At 74.8% G+C, this 20,821-nt stretch carries 20 protein-coding genes; 6 read left to right on the top strand and 14 right to left on the bottom strand.

Going from position 1 to position 20,821, the window contains the following annotated elements:
* Positions 1-126: 126 nt before the first annotated feature.
* The 5 genes from ACY0MR_RS32685 to ACY0MR_RS32665 form a co-directional block, all read right to left on the bottom strand.
* The gene (locus ACY0MR_RS32685) at positions 127-630 is read right to left on the bottom strand and encodes a hemerythrin domain-containing protein (protein ID WP_473557003.1); all 504 of its coding nucleotides are present in this window, start codon (positions 628-630) and stop codon (positions 127-129) included.
* A 96-nt stretch (positions 631-726) separates the two neighbouring features.
* On the bottom strand, positions 727-1,467 hold the full coding sequence (locus ACY0MR_RS32680) for a metallophosphoesterase family protein (RefSeq protein ID WP_404083701.1): 741 nt from the start codon (positions 1,465-1,467) through the stop codon (positions 727-729).
* Positions 1,468-1,547: 80 nt separating this feature from the next.
* Complete coding sequence (locus tag ACY0MR_RS32675; protein ID WP_473557000.1) at positions 1,548-1,799, bottom strand: hypothetical protein; 252 nt, start codon at positions 1,797-1,799, stop codon at positions 1,548-1,550.
* The gene (locus ACY0MR_RS32670; protein WP_451061281.1) at positions 1,796-2,509 is read right to left on the bottom strand and encodes an HAD family hydrolase; all 714 of its coding nucleotides are present in this window, start codon (positions 2,507-2,509) and stop codon (positions 1,796-1,798) included. Before ACY0MR_RS32670 ends, ACY0MR_RS32675 begins: the two co-directional genes overlap by 4 nt.
* Before the next feature lie 92 nt (positions 2,510-2,601).
* Positions 2,602-3,174, bottom strand: coding sequence for an SRPBCC family protein (locus tag ACY0MR_RS32665; protein ID WP_392866450.1), 573 nt, complete (start codon positions 3,172-3,174; stop codon positions 2,602-2,604).
* Positions 3,175-3,341: 167 nt separating this feature from the next.
* On the opposite strand from ACY0MR_RS32665, the gene ACY0MR_RS32660 reads away from it, so the two are divergent.
* The 5 genes from ACY0MR_RS32660 (at position 3,342) to ACY0MR_RS32640 (ending at position 6,933) form a co-directional block, all read left to right on the top strand.
* Complete coding sequence (locus tag ACY0MR_RS32660; protein ID WP_451061279.1) at positions 3,342-4,076, top strand: nucleotidyltransferase family protein; 735 nt, start codon at positions 3,342-3,344, stop codon at positions 4,074-4,076.
* Complete coding sequence (locus ACY0MR_RS32655) at positions 4,073-4,228, top strand: DUF6131 family protein (RefSeq protein ID WP_361858868.1); 156 nt, start codon at positions 4,073-4,075, stop codon at positions 4,226-4,228. The genes ACY0MR_RS32660 and ACY0MR_RS32655 overlap by 4 nt, the downstream gene beginning before the upstream one ends.
* Positions 4,229-4,305: 77 nt before the next feature.
* Positions 4,306-5,496 (top strand): hypothetical protein, encoded by a 1,191-nt coding sequence (locus tag ACY0MR_RS32650; RefSeq protein WP_473556997.1) that lies wholly within the window; start codon positions 4,306-4,308, stop codon positions 5,494-5,496.
* 192 nt (positions 5,497-5,688) lie between these two features.
* Positions 5,689-6,057, top strand: coding sequence for a PRC-barrel domain-containing protein (locus tag ACY0MR_RS32645; protein WP_388797014.1), 369 nt, complete (start codon positions 5,689-5,691; stop codon positions 6,055-6,057).
* A gap of 285 nt (positions 6,058-6,342) precedes the next feature.
* Positions 6,343-6,933, top strand: coding sequence for a snapalysin family zinc-dependent metalloprotease (locus ACY0MR_RS32640; protein WP_473556995.1), 591 nt, complete (start codon positions 6,343-6,345; stop codon positions 6,931-6,933).
* 99 nt (positions 6,934-7,032) lie between these two features.
* On the opposite strand, the gene ACY0MR_RS32635 is transcribed toward ACY0MR_RS32640, so the two are convergent.
* Positions 7,033-8,256: a saccharopine dehydrogenase family protein gene (locus tag ACY0MR_RS32635; RefSeq protein WP_473556993.1), complete on the bottom strand. Its 1,224-nt coding sequence runs from the start codon at positions 8,254-8,256 to the stop codon at positions 7,033-7,035.
* A 208-nt stretch (positions 8,257-8,464) separates the two neighbouring features.
* On the opposite strand from ACY0MR_RS32635, the gene ACY0MR_RS32630 reads away from it, so the two are divergent.
* On the top strand, positions 8,465-9,172 hold the full coding sequence (locus tag ACY0MR_RS32630; RefSeq protein WP_388797005.1) for a TetR/AcrR family transcriptional regulator: 708 nt from the start codon (positions 8,465-8,467) through the stop codon (positions 9,170-9,172).
* 2 nt (positions 9,173-9,174) lie between these two features.
* Here ACY0MR_RS32630 and ACY0MR_RS32625 read toward each other — a convergent pair whose 3' ends face one another.
* The 8 genes from ACY0MR_RS32625 to ACY0MR_RS32590 all read right to left on the bottom strand — a co-directional run bounded on the left by ACY0MR_RS32625 (position 9,175) and on the right by ACY0MR_RS32590 (position 20,660).
* On the bottom strand, positions 9,175-10,560 hold the full coding sequence (locus ACY0MR_RS32625; RefSeq protein ID WP_473556990.1) for an aldehyde dehydrogenase family protein: 1,386 nt from the start codon (positions 10,558-10,560) through the stop codon (positions 9,175-9,177).
* Positions 10,557-11,561 (bottom strand): proline racemase family protein, encoded by a 1,005-nt coding sequence (locus ACY0MR_RS32620; protein WP_388797000.1) that lies wholly within the window; start codon positions 11,559-11,561, stop codon positions 10,557-10,559. Before ACY0MR_RS32620 ends, ACY0MR_RS32625 begins: the two co-directional genes overlap by 4 nt.
* A 107-nt stretch (positions 11,562-11,668) precedes the next feature.
* On the bottom strand, positions 11,669-12,532 hold the full coding sequence (locus ACY0MR_RS32615; RefSeq protein ID WP_388798076.1) for a dihydrodipicolinate synthase family protein: 864 nt from the start codon (positions 12,530-12,532) through the stop codon (positions 11,669-11,671).
* 94 nt (positions 12,533-12,626) lie between these two features.
* A complete protein-coding gene (locus ACY0MR_RS32610; RefSeq protein ID WP_473556988.1) occupies positions 12,627-14,180 on the bottom strand; it encodes an FAD/NAD(P)-dependent oxidoreductase in 1,554 nt (517 codons plus the stop codon).
* Positions 14,161-14,475: a (2Fe-2S)-binding protein gene (locus tag ACY0MR_RS32605; RefSeq protein ID WP_388796994.1), complete on the bottom strand. Its 315-nt coding sequence runs from the start codon at positions 14,473-14,475 to the stop codon at positions 14,161-14,163. Before ACY0MR_RS32605 ends, ACY0MR_RS32610 begins: the two co-directional genes overlap by 20 nt.
* Before the next feature lie 32 nt (positions 14,476-14,507).
* A complete protein-coding gene (locus tag ACY0MR_RS32600; protein ID WP_473556985.1) occupies positions 14,508-15,665 on the bottom strand; it encodes an NAD(P)/FAD-dependent oxidoreductase in 1,158 nt (385 codons plus the stop codon).
* Positions 15,666-15,840: 175 nt separating this feature from the next.
* On the bottom strand, positions 15,841-18,204 hold the full coding sequence (locus ACY0MR_RS32595; protein WP_473556983.1) for a collagenase: 2,364 nt from the start codon (positions 18,202-18,204) through the stop codon (positions 15,841-15,843).
* 413 nt (positions 18,205-18,617) lie between these two features.
* Entirely contained in the window at positions 18,618-20,660 is a 2,043-nt protein-coding gene (locus tag ACY0MR_RS32590; RefSeq protein WP_473556980.1) for a glycosyltransferase, read from the bottom strand.
* Positions 20,661-20,821 lie beyond the last annotated feature (161 nt).

Genomic DNA, 20,821 nt, shown 5'->3' with positions numbered 1-20,821 from the left:
CGCCCATGCGGACGTCAGCGCGTGCACGGTCCTCGGGACACCGCGCCACGGGCGTACCGCCGGGGTCTCGCGACTGAACGGCCGGTCGGGCGCGACCGCGGCTCACCTGTTCACCTGTTCACGTGTTCACCCGTTCACGATCTTGCGCACGTTCTCGATGTCGCCGCATCCCGAGGCGAGTCGACTGGCGCGCTCCTCCAGGAACGCGGCTGCCAGTTCGGCCCGCCGCTCGTCCGGGACGTTCTCCCGGGCGCCGTTGAGGATCGTGCGCTCCTCCTCGTCGAGGTGGTGTGTGACGGCCTCCACGAGGTCCTCCAGCTTCGCGTCCCACGTCTCGGAGCCGACCTCCTCCACCTCCAGCAGGGCGAGGAGCGCCGCGTTCCCCTCGGCGTGCTCCTCCGAACCGTGCTCCACCTCGTCGTCGTCGATGTCGCGGAAGCGCTTGAGCGCCCCGTACACCTTGGCCTCCTCGGCCTCTCCGTGCGCCACGAGCAGGGCGGAGAACTCCTTCAGCGCGGCGGCGCGGTCGGACTCGACGCTCCGCATGCGGCGGAACAGGTCCTCCATGGTGCGGTGGTCCTCGAGGATGACCGCCACGACATCCTGGGCTTCCTTGCTTCCGTGGCTCACGTCGTTCTCCCTGCTCGTCGGCGATTCCGGTCCCCTCCTGGCGAAGCCATCATGGCCGGGGGTCCTCGGTCCGGCGGTTACCCCCGCGCCTCCGGGTCAATCGCGCCCACCCGTCCGGGTGAGGGGCAGGTGGTAGAGGGCGAAGGCGCGGCCGATCACGGGCTGGGCGACGTTGCGGACGCGGACACCGCCGGCCGTCAGGCCGTGCTCCGTGCCCAGGTGGGCGTGTCCGTGGACGGCGAGGTCGGCGCCGGACGCGTCGATGGCCTCCGCGAGGAGGTAGCTGCCCAGGAAGGGATGGATCTCCGTCGGCTCGCCCGCGAGCGTGTCGGGGACCGGCGCGTAGTGGGTGAGGGCGATCCTGGCCCGGCACCCGTCCGATGCCAGCTCCGCGAGGGCCCGGTGCAGCCCTTCGGCGGCGCGGCGCGCGGTCCGGACGAACTCCTTCATCACGGGTTCGCCGAACTCGCCCGCGCTGCGGCCTGCGAAGCCGCCGCAGAACCCCTTGGCACCGGCGATCCCGACGGTGCCGCCGCCGGCCGGGAGGGTCACGCTCGCGCCCTCCAGCACGCTGACGCCCGCCCCGGTCAGGACGCGGGCCACCTCCTCCTCCTGGTCCGCGTGATAGTCGTGGTTCCCGAGGACCGCGACCACCGGGACACCCAGGTTCCGCACCTCCTCCGCGACCACCTCCGCCTCGGCGACCGTGCCGTGGCGGGTGAGGTCCCCGGCGAGCAGGAGGACGTCGGCGCAGAGCGGCAAGGTCGCGAAGGAGGGCCGCAGCAGCCCCCCGGACTCCTCGCCCAGGTGGATGTCGCCGACGGCCGCCACCCGCACGACGGGCCCCTCGTGCGGCCCGTGGGTTCCGCCGGCCGCCGGTCCTGCGTCCCGTTCGGGCGTACCCGGGTCGCGGGGACTCACCGCAGCTCCTCGAGGCGGTCCGGCGGATCCGCGCCGGCGACCACGAGGTCCTCGTGGCACGGGATCCCCGCCAGCTCGGCCTCCGCGATCCGGAGGATCTCGTCTCGGCGGTCGGCCGTCGGGAGGGTGCCGGTCAGGAGGACCACCTCCCCGCGCACCTCGATACGGACACCGAGTTCCGCCACTTCGCCGTGCGTGAGCCGCTCCCTGAACCGGGCGACCTGGTACCCGTACTCCCCGCCGCTCATCCCGCGCCCCCTTCCCGGGTCGCTCCGGCCTCGCCCGCGCCCCCGGCGCCCACGGTGGCGAACGGCGCCGTACCGAGGTGGTGGAGGAGGTCGGCCGGATCGTCGTACACGGCGACGGCGCCCGCCTCGCGCAGGTCCGCGCGCGGCAGGCCGCCGCACAGGAGGCCGACGGGGACGACACCCGCGTGCCGGGCCGCCTTCATGTCCCAGACGCTGTCCCCGACGAACACCGCCTGCTCCGCCGACGCGCCGACCAGCGAGAGCGCGTGCTCGATCGGGTCGGGCGCGGGTTTGCCCTCCGCCACGTCGTCGGAGGTGGCCGTGGCCGCGATCGCGTCGTCCGCGTCCAGCGCCGCGCGCAGGGCTTTCAGTTCGCGGTCCTTCGCCGAGGTCACCAGGACCACCTGCCAGCCGCCGCCCGCGAGGGTCCGCAGCAGGTCCGCCGCGCCCTCGAAGGCACGGAGCCGCTCGAACCACGTGCCGTACACGGTGTCGTGGGCGGCGCTGAGGCGACCGTCCTCCGACCGGTCCCGGTCGGGGCCGAGCAGGTGGTCCAGCAGCTTCTCGCCGGGCAGTCCGATCGCCCGGTGGACGGCATGCGTGGGGATGCGGTGGCCGCCCTGCCGCAGTCCCTCCCACCAGGCGACGACGTGCAGGGCATTGGAGTCGACGAGGGTTCCGTCGACGTCGAAGAGCGCGGCGCGGTTCATGTCTGCGGCTCCTTGGGGCGGCGGGTGTTCCTGGTCGGCGCGCCCCTCCGGACCGTTCCCGGAGCGGGTACGGGGCACGGGCGGGCCCTTCGTCAGAGCCGGTCGTCGGGCGGGGGCGGCAGCGGCCACGCCTCCTTCGCCTCCTGCGGGGTCGGCCGGACCGGGGTGTCGCCGCCGGTCTCCGGTGCGCTCGCGGGCGCGGCACCGCCGGGGCGGACCGGACCGCGCCGGGCCTCGGGCGCGTGGGCGTGCTCCTCGACATGGCTCTTGAACCGCTTCAGGTCCCCCTTGACGCGGCGGTCCAGCACGCCCATCACATGGGCCGCCTTCTCCGCCATGCCGTGGGGCTCGACCTCCAGGGCGACCCGGACCCGGGTGTGCGCCGCGTCGAGGGACTGGAAGCTGACGACGCCCTCCTGCCGGACGTCTCCGGCCACCGTGCGCCACGCGACGCGTTCGTCGGGGCGCCGGTCGACGATCTCGGTGTCGAACTCGCGGCGCACCCCGGCGACCCTGGTCCGCCAGTGGCAGTGCCGGTCGTCGGTCTGCCGGACCTCCTCGACGCCCTCCATGAACGTCGGGAAGTCCTCGAAACGGGTCCACTGCTCGTACGCGGCCCCGAGCGGGACGTCCACGTCGATCGTCTGCTTCACCGTCGTGCTCATGACCCTTCCTCCTCCGCATGTCACGGGTAGCGGCGGTCACCCCCGCGGCTACCCGTCGCCCCTCCCCTCATGCGTGCCCGCGGGCGGGCGGCGCGCCTGCGGCGATTGGGGACGGGCGATCCGGGAAGTCGCGCGGTGTCGACGCAGTGGCTACGACGGGAGCGGACATGAACCTCGTGGAGGGGCGGACCTCTCAGGGGGAGGGGGGAGCGGGCGACCGCACGGTCGCGCTGCCCGTGGACCACACCCAGGCGATCCTGGAGACGACGAAGGAGGTCGGCGCCGTCCTCAAGGCGTCCGGGCTTCCGTTCGCGCTGGTCGGCAGCGTCGCCGTGTACGCGCACGGCATCCCCGTCCGCCTCCAGCACGACACCGACTTCGCCGTACGGCGAGAGGACGCCGACGCCGTCACCGCGGCCCTGGTCGAGCACGGCGTACGGATCGTCGACCCTCCCGAGGACTGGCTGGTGAAGGCCCGCTCGGGCGGGGAGAACATCGACCTGATCTTCTCCCTCGCGGGTCGGCCGGTCACCGCCGAGCTCCTCGCCAGGGCCGCGACCCTCCCCGTGGACTCCGTCCACATGCCGGTGCTCGACCCCACCGACCTCGTGGTCTCCCGGCTCCTCGCCCTGTCCGAGCACCACTGCGACTTCGGCCCCCTGCTGCCCGTGGCCCGCGGGCTGCGCGAGCGCGTCGCCTGGGCACGCGTACGCGAGGAGACCGACGGCGCGCCCATGGCCGCCGCGTTCCTGTACCTGCTCGAACTCCTCGACGTCCTGCCGCGCCGCGAGGACGCCCCGGAGCACCCGTCCCCCGCACCCCGTCCGCCGGGACCGGTGTTTACGGCGCCGAAAAACGGCTACCCGCGAGACAACGAGACCAGAGAGCGAGGCACACCATGATCCTTCTCGGAGTCATCCTCCTCATCATCGGATTCGCCGCCGGCATCTCGATCCTGTGGACCATCGGCATCGTCCTGGTCGCCATCGGCGCCGTCCTGTGGATCCTCGGAGCCCTCGGACACGCCGTGGGGGGCCGGCGCCACTACTGGTGACCTCCTCCGGCGGGGGCGAGCCCGGTCGGCGGACCGCCGGAGAGTAACCCCGGCCCCGTACAGCCGTTGGGCGTGGCGTGCAGACGTCAGCAGCCCACGCCCCCCAGTCCGTCGCCGCGGTCGGCGAGCCCGCGCCTCCCCCCTTCCTCCTCTCGGAGGAACGGGGGCGGGCGGCCCGCAGACTCCTGGGTCACGTCGCCTCGCTGCCCCTCCCCGGACCCGAGGCCCGGCTCTTCGCCGTCATGGTGACGATCCGGGCCGCGCGGGGCGGCGTGGGCAACGTCACCGGGATGGACCTGAACGCCCTCCGGCTGAGTGATCCGCACGAGGCCGTCACCGCTCTCCGGAGCCTCGGATGGCAGATCGCGGACACGGTCTTCGACAGCGGTCCCGCGGCTCCGCCGACCCCCGTGACCGTCCCCGAACTGTCCACCGAGGACGGGCACCCCCTCCTCCTGGGCCGGGAGAGCCGCTCCCGCGTGTCGGGATGGACGGCGAAGACCATGTCGGCGAAGCCGCTCAAGAAGCTGCCCCCGGCCGCGCGGCTCGCGGCCCTGTACCTCGCAGCCCACGGCACCGCCGGGCGGCTCGCACCCCTTCCCGCGGACCTCCCCGCCGCGTGCCTGCCCACCCTTCCGGCCCTTCTGGAGAAGGGCTTCCTCGCCGAACTCTCCGACGACTCCTACCGCCTCGACCCGCGGGTGGGTCATCTGGCGGGAGTGCGCGTGCCCGCCGAGGACGACGGCGCCGGGGCGGGAGACCGCTCCCCCGCCGCGCGGAGGAGGTTCCGGTTCGACGCGGACGCCTGGGCGGGGTGGAAGGACGCCGCCAGCCCCGCTCTCCGCCGGCACGTCGAGAGCGTGGAGGGCTGCGCCCTGTGCGCGTTCACCGTCCCCGCGGTCGCCCAGGCCTTCACGACGTCCGCCCCGGCCGGACCGGCGGCCCCGCCGGCCCTGGTGCGTCTCCGGCAGTGGCGGGAGGCGCACCCCGACCCGGGCCCGGGGGCCGCCGCGTTCACCGTGGACTTCCGCGCCCGGCACGGGCACGGCCCCTCGTTCCGGCAGCTGGGCAGGGGCATGGACTGGAAGGTGAGCCGCGAGGTCCGCGGCCTCGTCGTCGAGCACCTGGTGCGGGACGGCTGGCTCACGGGTACCGGCAGCGTTCCCTGGACCCTGCGCCCCGGGCACGCCGCCCAGGAGCAGGGCATCACGCTGCCGGCGGCCCGCGCGGCGGAGACCGCGGAGACCCCGGCCTCGCGGCCCTCGTAGCCGCGGGCGGCACGTCCGACGCCCACGGGAGGCTGCGGGCCGGCCGGGCAGGGGCGCGGGGCGGCCGGGGCATGGGTCCGCCGGACCGGGGCAGGCGGAACCCGGGCGGGCGGAGCACCCGCCGCCCACGGAGAAGGGGACGGCGGGCCTCGGCAGCCGGTGTCCCCCGCCGACCGGAGGAGTTGATTGCGCGTGACCGAGAACGTGTGGAGCTACAAGTCCAGCGCGGGCCACCTGTCCGGTATCGATCTGACGGGTTACAAGGTCGAGGCGACCGACGGCAGCATCGGGAAGGTGGACAAGCACTCCGACGAGGTCGACGACGCCTATCTGGTCGTGGACACCGGTGTCTGGATCTTCGGCAAGGAGATCCTCCTGCCGGCCGGCACCGTGGTCCGGATCGACACGGAGGAGCGGAAGATCTTCGTCGACGGGACGAAGGAGCAGATCAAGGACGCGCCCGAGTTCCAGCGCGACCTTCATCTGCACGACCCCGAGTACCGCCGCGAGCTGAGCACGTACTACGTGATGGGCGGTCCGTTCGGCAACCGCCTGGTCTGAGAACGGCGTTCGCCCGGGCGGGTCCGACCCGCGCCGGCCCGATCGCACCGCGGGGCCCGGACTCGTCGAGTCCGGGCCTCCGGCACACCCGCGCCCCCTCCCGCCGTCGTACGGACCCGACGAGATTGGCCTGACAGGTACATGACGGATGGGGTGGTGGCGGCATACCGTCGAGGAGCCCCGGAGGACGGGCGGTCCGACCGCCCCGGGTCGGACGGCACCCGCGCCCGCCTCCCGCACTCCCGGTCCCGCCGGGACCGGGTCCCCCACGAGTGAAGGAGCAGCATGCCGCTCTACACATGGCTGAGGACGGCCACCGCCTCCGTCGCGGTCGTCCTGGCGACGGCGACGGCCACGACGGCGCACGCCGCACCCGTCCCGACGACCGAACCGGCGACGGCGGGCGCCGCCGCCGTGGTGACACTTCGCTACGACGACAGCCGGGCCGGAGGCTGGGAGGCCGCGATCGCCGCGGGCGTCGCCTCGTGGAACGCCAACGTCGACAACGTCAGGCTGGTCGAGGCCGCGCCGGGCACCCGGGCGGAGATCGTGATCGTGGCGACCACCGGATGGCCGCAGGCCCAGCTGGGTCCCGTCCGTCCGGGCCGGCAGGTCCGGGTCGAACTCGGGAGCCAGGCGGTGACCCAGGGGTACGACAGGACCCGCATCGCCGCCCACGAGCTCGGACACAGCCTCGGCCTCCCGGACACCAAGCCCGGCCCGTGCTCGCAGCTCATGTCGGGGTCGAGCGCCGGCACCGCCTGCCTGAACGCCGTCCCCGACGCGACCGAGCAGGCCCGGGTGCAGTCCTTCTACGCGAACGGGGCGGCCGCGCGCTTCGCCGTCGACGGCCGCGTCCTGGTCGACGCCCCGTAGGCCGCAGCCCGTGGTGCGGGGGCGGTGGACCGGCCGGTCCACCGCCCCCGTCCCCCTCCCCCGCCGCCAGGACGCGGGCCGGGAAGCGTCCGGAGGTCCCTAGACGTCCTCGCGCTGCCCCCACGGGGACCCGTAGGCGGTGAGCAGGTCGAGGAAGGGGCGCGGCGGAAGGGCCTCCGGGCCGAGGACGCCCTGCCCGGTCCAGGCTCCGGTGGCCAGCAGCTCCAGGGCGACGACGGGGTTGACGGCCGTCTGCCAGACGACGGCCTGCGAGCCGTACTCCTTCATCGACCACTGGTTGTCGACGACGTGGTACAGGTACGTCTCGCGGGGCGCGCCGTCCTTGGTGCCCTTCACCCAGGTGCCGGCGCAGGTCTTGCCGGTCATCCGCTCCCCCAGCGTCGCGGGGTCGGGGAGGCAGGCCGCGACGACGTCGCGCGGCGAGACCCTCACCGGGCCGTCCCCGCCGGGCACCGTCACCTCGGCGGTGGAGTCGAGGCCGAGTTCGTGGAGGGTCTTGAGCTTGGCGATGAAGTCGTCGCCGAGTCCGTACTTGAAGGTCACGCGGCGCGCGTCGACCCAGCGCGGGACCAGCAGCACCTCCTCGTGCTCCACGTTCACGCACTCCACCGGCCCGATGCCCTCGGGGAAGTCGAACACCTCCGGCTCGCTGAACGGGGCGGTGGTGAACCAGCCCCGCTCCCGCTCGTAGACCACGGGCGGGTTGAGGCACTCCTCGATGGTGGTCCAGATGCTGAAGGACGGGGCGAAGTCGTAGCCCTCGACCGTCAGGTTCGCGCCGTCGCGGATGCCGATCTCCTCGATCTCGTCGAAGAGTTCGTCGGCGGCGTAGCGGGCGAACACGTCGGACAGACCCGGCTCGACGCCCATGCCCACCAGGGCCAGCCGGCCGCTCTCCTCCCAGCGCCCCGCCAGTTCGAACTGCTCGTCGCCGAGCTTCACGCCGCACTCCTCGTACGGGCGGTCCGGATGGGGCGCCGAGAGGGACATGGCCATGTCCAGGTAGTGGGTGCCCGCCTCCAGGGCGGCCCGGAAGAGCGGCATCACGAACCTGGGGTCGGTGGCGTTGAGCAGCACGTCGCAGTCGTGCTCGGCGAGCGCCCGGCGCACCGCCTCCTGGTCGGAGGCGTCCAGGCGGAGCGCGCTGAAGCGGTCGCCGTGACCGCCCAGGGCGGCGACGGCGGCCTCGGCCCGGGCCAGGTCGTAGTCGGCCACCACCATGTGGCCGAGGAAGTCCCTGCGGGCCGCGATGCGGGTGGCGGCGGTGCCGACGCCGCCCGCGCCGACGAGAAGTACGCGCACGTCATTCAACCTTCCTTGCGGGAGGCGGACGCCTCCGGGCAGGGCTGATGCAACGGGAGGAGACAGGTTAAGGTCAATGGCGTTGGCATAAGGCGCGTCGCGGGACGTGTCGCGATCCGGGACCCGCGTTCGGGGGCTCGCGACCGCCGTACGGGTGGCGGGTCCGCCGGGCGGCGGGCGCCCGCGACGGAGGCGAGGGAGAGCGGGCGTGGCGAAGCAGGTGGTACCGGAGGGCGCGCGCCGTCGGCGGCGGCCCACGCACGGCGGGGCCGTACTGTCGGAGGAGATCTACGTGCGGGCGGCCCTGCGCGTGCTGCGCGAGCACGGGGGCGCCGGGTTGACGGCCCGGCGCCTGGGGACGGCGGTCGGCGCCGACCCCAGCACCCTCTACCGGTACTTCGCCGGGATGGACGACCTGACCCGTGCCATCGGCGACGAGCTGATGGGCCGGGCGCTCGACGGCTGGGCGGAGACCGGGGACTGGCGGGCGGACCTGCGGGCCCTCGGGCTGGCCGTCCACGCCTCGTACCTCGCCCATCCGCAGGCGGCGGTGCTCACCGCCAGCCGGGTGAGCGGCCGGCCACGCGAGATCGCGGTCGACGAGGCGGTCCTCGGCATCCTGCGGGGCGCCGGGCTGCCCGACCCGGCGGCGGTCCGCACGTACCACGCGTTCATCGACCAGAGTCTCGCCTTCGCCGCCCTCGACGCGGGTTCACTGGCCCTGACCGACGAGGCGCGCGCCGAGGACGAGGCGATGTGGCGGTCGACGTACGCGCGTCTGCCGGCGGCCTCTCACCCGCACATCGCGGCCACGGCGGAGCACCTCGCCCGGAGCATGCCGCACAGCGCCTACCCGGCGGTCCTGGAGATGCTGCTCGACCACACGGCCGCGCAGCTCGCGCGGGACGGGGCCTGACGTCACGTCCCGGCGCCCGCGGGCGCCAGCGTGTACGTCCGGGAGGACGTGTAGAACCCGAGGGCCGCCCTGCCCTGCTCGCGCGGACCGTGGCCGGACCGCTTCGCCCCGCCGAACGGCAGGTGGAAGTCGACGCCCGTGGTGGGGGCGTTGATCCGGATCATGCCCGTGTCGACGAGGTCCAGCCCGTACAGGACCGCGTCGAGGTCGGCCGTGTGGACCGAGGTGACGAGGCCGTACGGCACGGAGTTGGTGATCCGCACCGCGTGCGCGAGGTCGTCGGCGGGCAGCAGGGCGGCGACGGGGCCGAAGACCTCCTCCTGGAGCAGCCGGTCGCCCGGCGGGACCTTCTCGACCAGGGTCGGGGCCGCGTACCAGCCGGGTCCGTCGGGCACGGTGGCGCCGACGAGGACGGGGAGCCCCTGCCAGGACTCGGCCACCCGGTCCCGCGCGGCCTCGTGCACGAGCGGTCCGCAGACGGTCCCCGGGTCGGCCGGGTCACCGGTCCGGATCGCGCGGAAGGCCTCGGCGAGGGCCTCGCGCAAGGGGTCGAGCGCGGCCCCGACCGCGACGATCCGGCTGGTGGCGGTGCACTTCTGCCCGGCGAACCCGGCGACGGCGGCCGCGATGTGGGCCGCGGCCCGCCCGATGTCCGCGTCTGGCAGGACGATCGCCGCGTTCAGACCGCCCATCTCGGCCTGCGCGGGGACGCCCCGGGCCGTCGCCTCCCGGACGACGGCCCGCCCCACCGGAGTGGAGCCGGTGAAGGAGACGACATCGGCCGTGGAGACGAGGGCGTGGCCCTCGGTGGGTCCGCCGGGCAGCACGGTGAACACCCGCTCCGGCAGGGCCTTCTCGACGATCTCGCCGAGCCGCAGGGCGCACGCGGTGGCCTCGGGCGCCGGCTTGAGGAGGACCGTGTTGCCGACCGCGAGCGCGGGCGCTGCCTTCCAACTCGGGATGGCGAAGGGGAAGTTCCAGGGGGTGACGAGCCCGGCGACACCGTGCGGGCGGCGCCGGTGGAGGAGCAGCCCGGGGCCGGTCGCGGTCTCGTGGACGGACCCGGTGGGCTCGAAGGGCGCCTGGGCGTAGTAGCGCCAGACGGCGATCGTGCGCGCGACCTCGGCGCGGGCCTCGGCGACGGGCTTGCCGACCTCCCGTACGGCGAGGGCGGTGAGTTCGTCGGCGGCGGCCTCCAGCGCGGCGGCGACGGCGCCGAGCCCGGCCGAGCGGGCGGTCGCGCCGGCGCGCAGCCAGCCCGGCTGGGCGGCCCGGGCCCGCTCGACGGCGTCGGCGACGGCGAACGCGCCCGGCGCCGGCAGGCGCAGGAGGACGTCGGCGGGGTCCGACGGATTGCGGGACGTGAGGGTGGACCTGTCGGTGCTCACAGGAGGAAGCCTCCGGGGAAGGGGTCGTCCGGGTCGAGGAAGTACTGGGCGGTGCCGGTGATCCAGGCGCGGCCGGTGACGGTCGGGACGACGGCGGGCAGGCCGCCGACCTCCGTGGCGGCGGTGAGCCGCCCGGTGAACCGGGTGCCGATGAAGGACTCGTTGACGAAGTCGCGGTCGAGCGGGAGTTCGCCGCGGGCGTGGAGCTGGGCCATGCGCGCGCTGGTGCCGGTGCCGCACGGCGAGCGGTCGAACCAGCCGGGGTGGATGGCCATGGCGTGCCGCGAGTGCGTGGCGTCGGAGCCGGGGGCGGTCAGGTAGACGTGCTTGAGCCCGGCGATCTCGGGGCGGACGGGGTGCGCAGGGCGGTCCGGGGAGGCGTTGATCGCGTCCATGACCGCGAGTCCGGCGGCGAGGAGGTCGTCCTTGCGGTCGCGGTCGAAGGGCAGGCCGAGGTCGTCGAGGGGGACGAAGGCGTAGAAGTTGCCGCCGAAGGCGAGGTCGTAGGTGACCTTGCCGTGCCCGGGGACGTCGACCGTGCGGTCCAGGCCGACGCTGAAGGCGGGCACGTTGGTGAAGGTGGCGGACTTCGCCGCGCCGTCCTCGACCCGTACGTCGACGGAGACGAGGCCGGCCGGGGTGTCCAGGCGGACGGTGGTGACCGGTTCGACGACCGGGACCATGCCGGTCTCGACGAGGACGGTGGCGACGCCGATGGTGCCGTGTCCGCACATCGGCAGGAGGCCCGAGACCTCGATGTAGAGGACGCCGTAGTCGGCGTCGGGCCGGGTGGGCGGCTGGAGGATCGCGCCGCTCATCGCCGCGTGGCCGCGCGGCTCGAACATGAGGAGGGTCCGCAGGTGGTCGAGGTGCTCGATGAAGTGGAGCCTGCGCTCGGCCATGGTGGCACCGGGGATCACCCCGACGCCGCCGGTGACGACCCGGGTGGGCATTCCCTCGGTGTGGGAGTCGACTGCGTGGAAGACGTGACGCGTACGCACGGGGTTCCTCTCGGTGGGCGGTCGGGACGGCCGGCGGCCGGGTCTCCCCGACGGGGGCGGCCCGGTCGGGGGCTCCCCGGTGGTCGGCGGGGCCCGCGGGGGTGCCGTCAGCGGTGGCCGTCGGCGACGGCCTTCTCGGTGGCGGTGCGTACGGCGGTCTCGGTCGCGCCGCTGAGCGGGAGGCGCGGGGGGCGGCTGGGACCGCCGCGACGGCCGGCGATGTCCATGGAGAGCTTGATGCACTGGACGAACTCGACCTTGGAGTCCCAGCGCAGCAGGGAGTGCAGCGAGGTGTAGAGCGGTCGGGCGGTGGCCAGGTCGCCGGCCACGGCGGCCCGGTACAGCTCGGCGCAGGTCGCGGGGAGGGCGTTGGGGTAGCCGGCGACCCAGCCGACCGCGCCGGCCGTGGCCAGCTCCAGGAGGACGTCGTCGGCGCCGATCAACAGGTCGAGTTCCGGGACGAGTTCGGCGATCTCGTAGCCCCTGCGGACGTCGCCGCTGAACTCCTTCACGGCGACGATGCTGCCGTCGGCGTGGAGCCCGGCCAGAAGGCTCGGCACGAGGTCGACCTTGGTGTCGATGGGGTTGTTGTAGGCGACGACCGGGATGCCGGCCCCGGCCACCTCCGCGTAGTGGGCGCGCACCGAGGGCTCGTCGGCGCGGTACGCGTTGGGCGGCAGGAGCAGGACGGAGCCGCATCCGGCCGCGGCGGCGTCCTCGGCCCAGCGGCGGGACTCGGCGCTGCCGTAGGCGGCGACGCCCGGCATGACGCGCGCGCCGTCACCCGCGGCCTCGACGGCGGTGCGGACGACGCGGGCGCGCTCGTCGGCGGTGAGGGTCTGGTACTCGCCGAGGGAGCCGTTGGGGACGACGCCGTCGCAGCCGTTGGCGAGGAGCCAGGCGACGTGCTCGGCGTAGGCGTCGTAGTCGACGGAGAGGTCGTCCTTGAAGGGGAGGGTGGTGGCGACCATGATGCCGCGCCAGGGGCGGTCGGCGGTCCAGAGCGTGCTGTTCACGGCGGCGATCCTTTCGATGGGGTGCGAGTGCTGGGGGGTGTCCTGTCGATCAGGGCGGATCAGGGAGCGGGGTCTGGTCGGCACGGCACCCCCTGGCGGGATGAGGGCTCGGCCGGTCCCCCGGCGGGGGCGGGCCGTCGAGCGCGGCCAGCGTCGCCAGGGGGACGGGGACGGCGAACGGGCGCCGTTCGGCCGGTGGTTCGGGGGTGGCGCCGGCGGCCGCGAGGCAGGACACGGCGGTCCCGCACATGCGTCCCTGGCACCAGCCCATGCCGGCGCGGGTGAGGAGTTTGACGGTGCGTGCGTCGCGTGCGCCGAGGTCGGACACGGCCGCCCGGACGGTGCCGGCCGGGACCTCCTCGCAGCGGCAGACGTCCGTGCCGTCGGTCAGCCACTCCGGCCAGCCGGGGCCCGGGGCGTGCGCCGCGGACATGAGGTCGGCGAAGGCCCGCAGGCGGTCCCGGCGCCGCCGGAGCCCCGCGGCCGCCCCGGCTCCGGCGCGGTCGCCGAGGAGCCGGGCGGCGATCGTCCGGCCCGCCAGTTCGCCCTCGGTGCGGGCGAGTTCGGCTCCGCCGACGCCGCCGGTCTCGCCCGCGGCCCACAGGCCCGGCACCGAACTCTCCTGGTGGTCGTCCAGGGCCAGGCCCAGCGTCCCGTCGGGCCGTGCGCGGGTGGCGCAGCCGACGGTCACGGCCAGGTCGATCTGGGGCACCAGGCCGTGCCCGACGGCCAGCGCGTCGCAGGCGATCCGGCGCCCCGTCCCCGGGACGGGGCGCCACGCCCGGTCGACGCGGGCGACCGTGACGGCCTCCACCCGGTGGGTGCCGTGGACCTCGGTCACGGCACTGCCGAGGCGTACGGGGACGCGGTGGCGGACCAGGGCGGCGGTGTGGAGGAGTGCCTCGACCGCCTTGCGCGGGTTGCCGGCGAGCACGCGGGGCGCCCGCCCGTACCGCAGGTACCCCGCCGCCTCGACCAGCGCGGGCACCCGGGCGCCCGCGGCGGCGAGGGAGGAGGCCACGGCGAGCAGCAGCGGTCCGCTGCCGGCCACGACGACGCGCCGGCCGGGCAGGACGAGGCCGGACTTGAGCATGGCCTGCGCTCCCCCGGCGCCGACGACACCGGGCAGGGTCCAGCCGGGGAAGGGCAGGTGGCGTTCGTACGCTCCGGTGGCGAGCAGCAGCGCGCGGGCCCGGATGCGCACGGGGGTGTCCGCGGTGCCGTCGGGGCCGGTGAGGGCGTGGGCCGACCAGGTCCCGTCGGCCTCCCGTACGAGGGACCACACGTGGTGGCCCGCCAGGTGGTCGACGCGGCCGGCCGTGAGGCGGCGGCGCAGATCGGCGAAGGCGGACCAGCCGTGGTGGAGCGCCTCGGGCCGGTTCGCGCCCAGCCCGGGGGCCGGGTGCCGGTAGTACTGGCCGCCCGTCTGCTCGGAGGAGTCCGCGAGGGCGACCGAGAGACCGCGTTCGGCGGCGGTGACGGCGCCGGCGAGCCCGGCGGCGCCCGCGCCGACGACCAGCAGGTCGTAGGGCGCACCCGGGGCGGATGCGGCGGGCGGGGCGGGTGGTGCCCCGCCCTGCGGGTCAGACGCCGAGCCGGTCATGGCCGTGCCCTTCCTGGGTGGTGATCGCGTCGCCGGGGCGGGCCGGTACCAGGCAGGCACGGCGGTTGGGCTCTCCGTTGACGGTGGCGAGGCAGTCGTGGCACTGGCCGATGCCGCAGAACACGCCGCGCGGGCGTGCTCCGTCCCGGGTGGTGCGCCAGGCCAGGATGCCCGCGCCCCACAGGGCCGCGGCGAGGGTCTGGCCCGGCAGGGCGGTGACGGGCCGGCCGTCGAAGGTGATCTCGAACGGCGGGTCGGGCTGTGCCCCGACCAGGCCGACGGGGGTGCGGGCCACGGGCCCTCCTCTCGTGACGGTGGGTGCGGTCCTCAGGGCGCGGCGGTGCCGAACCGCTCGGGGCGGAACGGGTGTGCGTCCAGGGGAGGTCGGGCGCCCGTGAGGGCGGCCGCGACGAGTTGTCCGGTGGCCGGTGCGAGGCCGATCCCGGCGCCCTCGTGGCCGCAGGCGTGCAGCAGTCCGGGGACGCGCGGGTCGGGGCCGATGGCGGGCAGGTGGTCCGGCAGGTAGGGGCGGAAGCCGGGATAGGTCCGGATCGCCCGCACGCCGCCGAGGACCGGGAAGAGCGCGGTGGCACCGGCGGCGAGACGGCGCAGCACCTCGGTGGAGAGCGTCCGGTCGAAGCCGACGCGCTCGCGGCTGGCGCCGATGAGGACGGGTCCCGCGGGAGTGCCCTCGACGACGGCGGAGGTCTGGAGCGCGGCGGAGCCGCTGGCCACGTCGGCGACGTAGTCGGCGGCGTACACCTTGTGCCGGACGACGCGGGGCAGGGGTTCGGTGACGAGCACGAAGCCGCGGCGGGGAAGGACGGGGAGGTGGACCCCGGCGAGGGCGGCGAGGGCGCCGCCCCAGGTCCCCGCGGCGTTCACGACGTGCGGGGCGTGGAGTTCGCGGGTGGCGGTCCGCACCCCTCGGACCCTCCCGCCCGGCTCGGTGAGGAGGCCGGTGACCTCCTCACCGAGCGCGAGGCGGACCCGGTCGCCGGCGGCTCGGAGGAGCTGGGCGGCGGCGTGGGCGGGCATCACCTGGGCGTCCTGGGGGTAGTGGAAGCCGCCGGGGAGGCCCGGTGCGAGGTGGGGCTCCAGGTCGTGGAGCCGGTCACCGGACACCTCGTGGGCGACGACGCCCGCCTTCTCCTGGCGGGCGGCGAACGCGCGCAGGGCGCGCAGTCCCGTGGCGTCGGAGGCGACGACGAGACCGCCCTTGGCCTCGTACTCGACGGACGGCGGGAGCCGCTCGGCGAGTTCGGTCCACAGCGCGGTGGAGAGGAGGGCGAGGTCCAGTTCCGGGCCGGGCTCCTTGTCGGAGACCAGCAGGTTGCCCTCGCCCGCTCCGGTGGTGCCGCCCGCGACGGGACCCCGGTCGACGACGGTGACGGAGAGGCCGGCGAGGGCCGCGTAGTGGGCGCAGGCGGCACCGACGACGCCGGCGCCGATGACGATGACGTCCGAGGTTTCTCTCGTGGGCACGGCAGTAATATTTCACATGGCACTGGCTCTGCCAAGATCCTCGACAGGACTGGTACGGGAGTTCTTCCGTGCGCCGCGCGGCCGGCGACTCCCTTACCGGGGCGGTGCGGGCGACACACCGGGCCGACCCCCTCCCGAGGCGGGGGCCGGCCCGGTCGGGACGGGGCGGGGCGGCTCAGCTGCGGAGGGGGCCCTCACAGCGGTAACTCGACGTGCCGGCGACCCTGTTGGCCCAGATGTCGACGACGCCGAAGGAGCAGTTCATGTCGGCCAGGTTGTTCGAGGCGGCGCCCGCGCGGTCGAGCAGGAAGTAGTCGACCGTCTCGGACATGTCCTTGAAGGTCCGGTCCGCGCTGCCGGCGTCGGACAGGTTGGCGGTGATCCGGCCGGTGCAGACGAAGCGGCGCTTGCCCGGGTCGCCGTTCTCCACGCAGTCGGGGGTGTTGGAGGTGGCGGCGGCGAAGGCGGACCTCACGGAGGCCAGGGCGGAGTCCCTCAGCTGCGCGTTCGGGGTGAACGTGGTGTGGGGGACGAAGAGGCTGTCGACCTGGGCGATCTGGACGTCGAGGAAGCGGTCGTAGGCGCCCTGGAGGCCGGCGTCGCCGCCGAGGCGGGTGCGCCAGGCGTCGTATCCGGCGACGTCGTCGTTCCGCAGGTGGGTGTACATCTCGCGGATCAGCGAGGGCCGTTCGGTCCAGAGGAACTCGAAGAACGTGCCGGCGTAGTTGTAGAAGCGGAAGCCGTCGCCGTCGTAGGTGGCGTTGAGGATCTGCCGGAGGTTCATCCGGGGGCCGCCGCCGGCCGTGTCGCCGATGATGCCGCGGACCAGGGACTTGCGGACCTTGATGCCGTCGTCGCGGGTGGCGCCGTCGAAGAACTCGGCCGTGCCCTCGTCCATGAAGGTGGTCCGGTCGCCCTGGTACCAGGGCCCCTCGCCGAAGAAGCCGGGCACGGCCCAGCGGCCGTTGAGGTAGTGCGTGTACTCGTGGCGGAAGAGCTCCTCGAGCGTCAGGGAGGAGTCCTGCGGGACACGGCGCTGGTAGGTGTAGAAGGTGGCGCCGCGCTCGATGTAGATGCCGCCGTTGTTCGTGTCCATCCCGGTCAGGACGGGGTGGTAGTTCTCGTAGTCGGCACGGGATCCGTACAGGACGATGGTGAGGGTGGTGTTGGGGTCGCCGGCGAGCGGCTGCTCGCTGCCGAGCACGCGGTGGAACTGCGCCTTGACCTGCTTGCTCGCGTAGTACAGCTGGTCGACGGTGGCCCGGTCGAGTCCGGTGCGGACCTTGATCGCACCCTTGTCGTAGGTGTACGTGTACGGGAAGATCTGCGCCTCGATGTCGGCCTTGCAGACGCCGTACGGCTCGCACGCGTCGAAGTAGTTGAGCCAGGAGACGACCTTGGCCCACTGCTGACTGCCCCGGCCGAAGGTGTCGACGACCTGGCCGAGGAGCCCGCCGAGGTCCGCAGTGATGCCGGTCCGCAGGACGGGGATCTCGCCGAAGCGGCCGTACTCCCCCAGTGCGTCGCGGGCGACCCAGTCGTTCGCGGTGCCCTTGAGGTGCGCGTACCCCGCGAAGGCCTTGAAGACGGCGCGGTACGCGGGGTCGGCGGCGGCCGCGGCCTGGAAGGCGGCGTCCTGGTTGCCCGGATAGACCCCCAGGTAGTTGACGGAGAGCGCGGCGAGCGCGGCCCCCGCCCAGGAGGGGTCGAGGTGGGTGGCGGGGTGGGCGGGGTCCATGGTGGCGAGGACCCGCTTGATCAGCCCGAGCTGGTGCTGCCGCAGTCCGGGGGCGCTGGCCGCGTAGAGGGCCTCGCGCAGGGTGAGGGCGTTGCTCTTGGTGACGTCGAAGGTGCGGGCCGCGTCGCCGAAGTCGGCGACGGCCCGGCGGACCGCGTTCACGGTGGGCGCGTCGGTGGTGTCGATCTCGTCGCGCGCGTAGTCGTGGTAGGCGACGGCGTGCAGGTAGGTGAACATCTCCTCCAGGTGGGAGGAGTTGCGGCCGTCGTGGGTCGCGGCCAGGCCTGATATCCGGCGTGCGACGGCCTGGACGTGGGCGTCGGACATGACGGGCGCGAGCCGGGCGTCCCAGGTCCAGACGAGTCCGCGCAGACAGCCGTCGGCGAGGACGGCGGGGTCGGCGAGGAAGTCGGCGAACTGCTCGGGGCCGAGCCCGGTGATCCCGTCGAGGGTGCAGGGGATGCCGGCGGCGGTCGTACGGGGGGCGGCGGTGAGGCTCCGGGCGGCTGTCGCCGCCTCGGCCGGCGCCCGACCCGGCACGCGGCCGGTGGCGAGCATCCCGGGGGCCGGGGCGGGCCCGAAGGTCTTGCGGGGCGCGGTGGCGAGGCGCTCCACCTCGTCGTACGGGTTGCCGCCGTGCTCGGCCCGGGGGCCCGGGGCGCCGGTGGACGCCGCGGGGACGGCGGCGGTACGGGCGTCCGTGTCGACGGCGGACACTCCGCTCTGGCCCGAGGAGGCCAGCAGGGTGACTGCGACGGCGGAGGTGAGCAGGGACGCGCGCACGCGTCTGGGGATGGACAACAGGACTCCATGTGGGGTGGGGGTTCGTCAAGGGGATGTGACGAGAACTGTTGTGGTGCGCACGGTCTTTGACGAGGACTCATCAAACCGTGTGCGGTGTAACATAGTAATGTGAAATTGCACTGACAACCCCTGGGCGCCCATGAGTTACCCGAGGTTCACCGAGGGGGTGTGCGACGCGTCGGAGCTCGGGTCCGCGCCATGGTCCTTTCCGGACGCGGAAAGTGACGATCCGTCGGGTGGCGCCCCGGAGCACGGCACGGGTCATCGGGGCGCGGCCGGAGCACCGCGGGAGGCACCGGGGCGGGGCCGGAGCGTCGTACGACTCACCCGCTCACGGCTCGGGAGGCGTCGCGGGAATCCCTCCCCGGAGAGCGCCCCCGCGGAGCCCTCCCCTCAGAGGACGCCGGCCCTCAGAGGGCGTTGCGCCGCTTCCGTTCGGTCACGGCCGTGTAGTGGTGCGCGAGGGCCCGGGCCATGGCCGTCGACGAGTAGGTGGAGCGGACGAGGCGCTGGGCACGGGCGGCCATCGCCCGGGCCCGGTCGTCCTCGACCTGGACGAGGCGCCGCAGGCCGGCGCCGAGGGAGCCCGCGCCGCCGGTGTCCATCAGGATGCCGTTGTGCCCGTCGACGAGGTAGGCGGGCACACCGCCCCGCAGGGGTCCGGCCACGAGCAGCCCCGCCTCCATCGCCTCCAGGACCGCGAGACCGAACTCCTCCTTGGCGCTCGGGCACACGTACCGGGCGCGGAACCGCCCGGTCGGAGCGGCCAGTGACCGTTCGAGCATGCGCACGTCGGGGTTCGGCAGGGCCGGGAGCAGCAGGAGCCGCTCGCGGGCCTCGTCGCAGGAGGCCAGGGCCTCGTCCATGCGCGCGCGCATGGCGCGTTCGACCGGGTCCGTGGTCGTGGCGCTTCCCCCGACGACCACGAGCAGCGACTCCCGATGGCATCCGGACTCGATCCAGGCGCGGACCAGGAGGTCCTGCTGCTTGACGGAGTGCAGTCGGCCGACGCTGAGCAGCACCACCGGTCTGTCGGCCGGATGCGCCGCCGCCAGGGCGTCGATCCTGCCCAGCACCAGCCCGCTCCGCCGGGCCCGGGCGGCGGACGGCCGGTAGGGGGCGATGCCCTCCGGCGGGGCGCTGAGCACCCCTTCGCGGCCCCGCGCGGCCAGCCGGGGGAAGTACCGCAGGAGCTCCGCCGTGCCCCGGCCCCCGCCGGCGATGCCGACGACCCGGTCGGCCCGCTCGACCAGCCGGTCCGCGACGAACACCCGGTGAAGGTCCTGCCGGAGCGCGACCGGGTCCGGGGCGGCGGTGTCATGACGCTCGGTCACCTGGCGGTGGGGGTCGGGGGTGGCGGTGAAGACCAGGCCGAGTCCCGCCCTCCGCGCGGCCTCGGCGAGGGCGAGGGAGCCGTCGTCGGCGTACCGGACGTGCAGGACGTCGATCGGTCTGCCGATCGACGTGAAGAGCCGCGTCGCCCACCAGGCCATGGCCTCCCGGTGGCGTCCCACCTCGTCGGCCCGCAGGGGGTGGGGGCTGTCCACGGGAATCCTGAGGACCCAGTGGCCGCGGTCGCGCCGGCGCAGGAGGGCGGGGTCCGCCTCCAGGTCCGGAACGCAGGCCGTCACCACCGTGAGGACGCCGCCCACGCGGTCGGTGCGGGCGAGCGCGTCGCCGAGGGAGCCGAGCAGGACGCCGAGCCCTCCGCTCGCCCCCTCGCCGGGCCGGTCGAGGTCGCCCATCAGCATGGACTGCGCGACGAACATCCCGGGGCGGAGGCCGACGGAGCCGGTGAGGCGCAGCGGCGCGTTCCGCAGGGCCTCGTGGAGGAGGCGTTCGTACGCGTCCCCCGGGGCGCCGGTCACGCCCGGTGCCGGGAGGGCCGTGCCGTCGGCGGTGAGCAGCCGCAGGGCCGCGTGCCGTATGCCCCGGTCCCCCGCCGCGCAGAGCGGGAGGAGTTCGGAGGGACGCAGCGGGCGCAGGCCCGTGGCCGCGGCGAGGTCGAGTGCCGGCGCGGTCGCCCGGGATCCGTGCGCCACGAGGAGGCAGCCGCGCAGGGCCCGCGAGGCCCGTTCCGGACCGTGTCGGCGGACGACGTCCGGCCACACGTCGAACACGGCGGCGGCGCCGTGGTCGCAGCCGTCGAGGATCCGGACGCACTCCGCCGGGGACGGGATCCGGCCCGCCCTCACGCGGTGCCGGAAGCGGGCGAGTGCCAGGTCGGCGGCGGTCGCGACCGCGGGAGGGCCGTCGGCTGCACCGTCCGGGCCGTACTCGGCCCGGACGAGTTCGGCGAGCAGGTGGGGCTCGGGGCCGCGCCACGCGGGCGCACCGTGCGCGGCCCCCGTCCGCCCGCCGGCCCGGGCCGCCACGAAGGGGTCGGGCGGCCCCGCCGGGGAACCGGCCGGAGCGCCGCCGGTCACGGCGGGGGCGGAGGGGACTCGTGACATGGGATCTCCTCGACGAGGACGGTCGGCCTGGAGTGATTCGCCGCTGCCCCGCCGCACGGATGCACGAGCGGTGCCCGCGCATGCGCCGCCCGAGGTACGGGCGGGGCGGAGGCGTACGGGGGCCGCGCCGGGTGGGCGGTCGGGGCCCCGCGGGGGTGCCG

Source organism: Streptomyces sp. JN8 (genome assembly GCF_055808075.1).
Note: the sequence above shows the minus strand (reverse complement) of the source record. Positions and strands in the feature narration are given on the sequence as shown.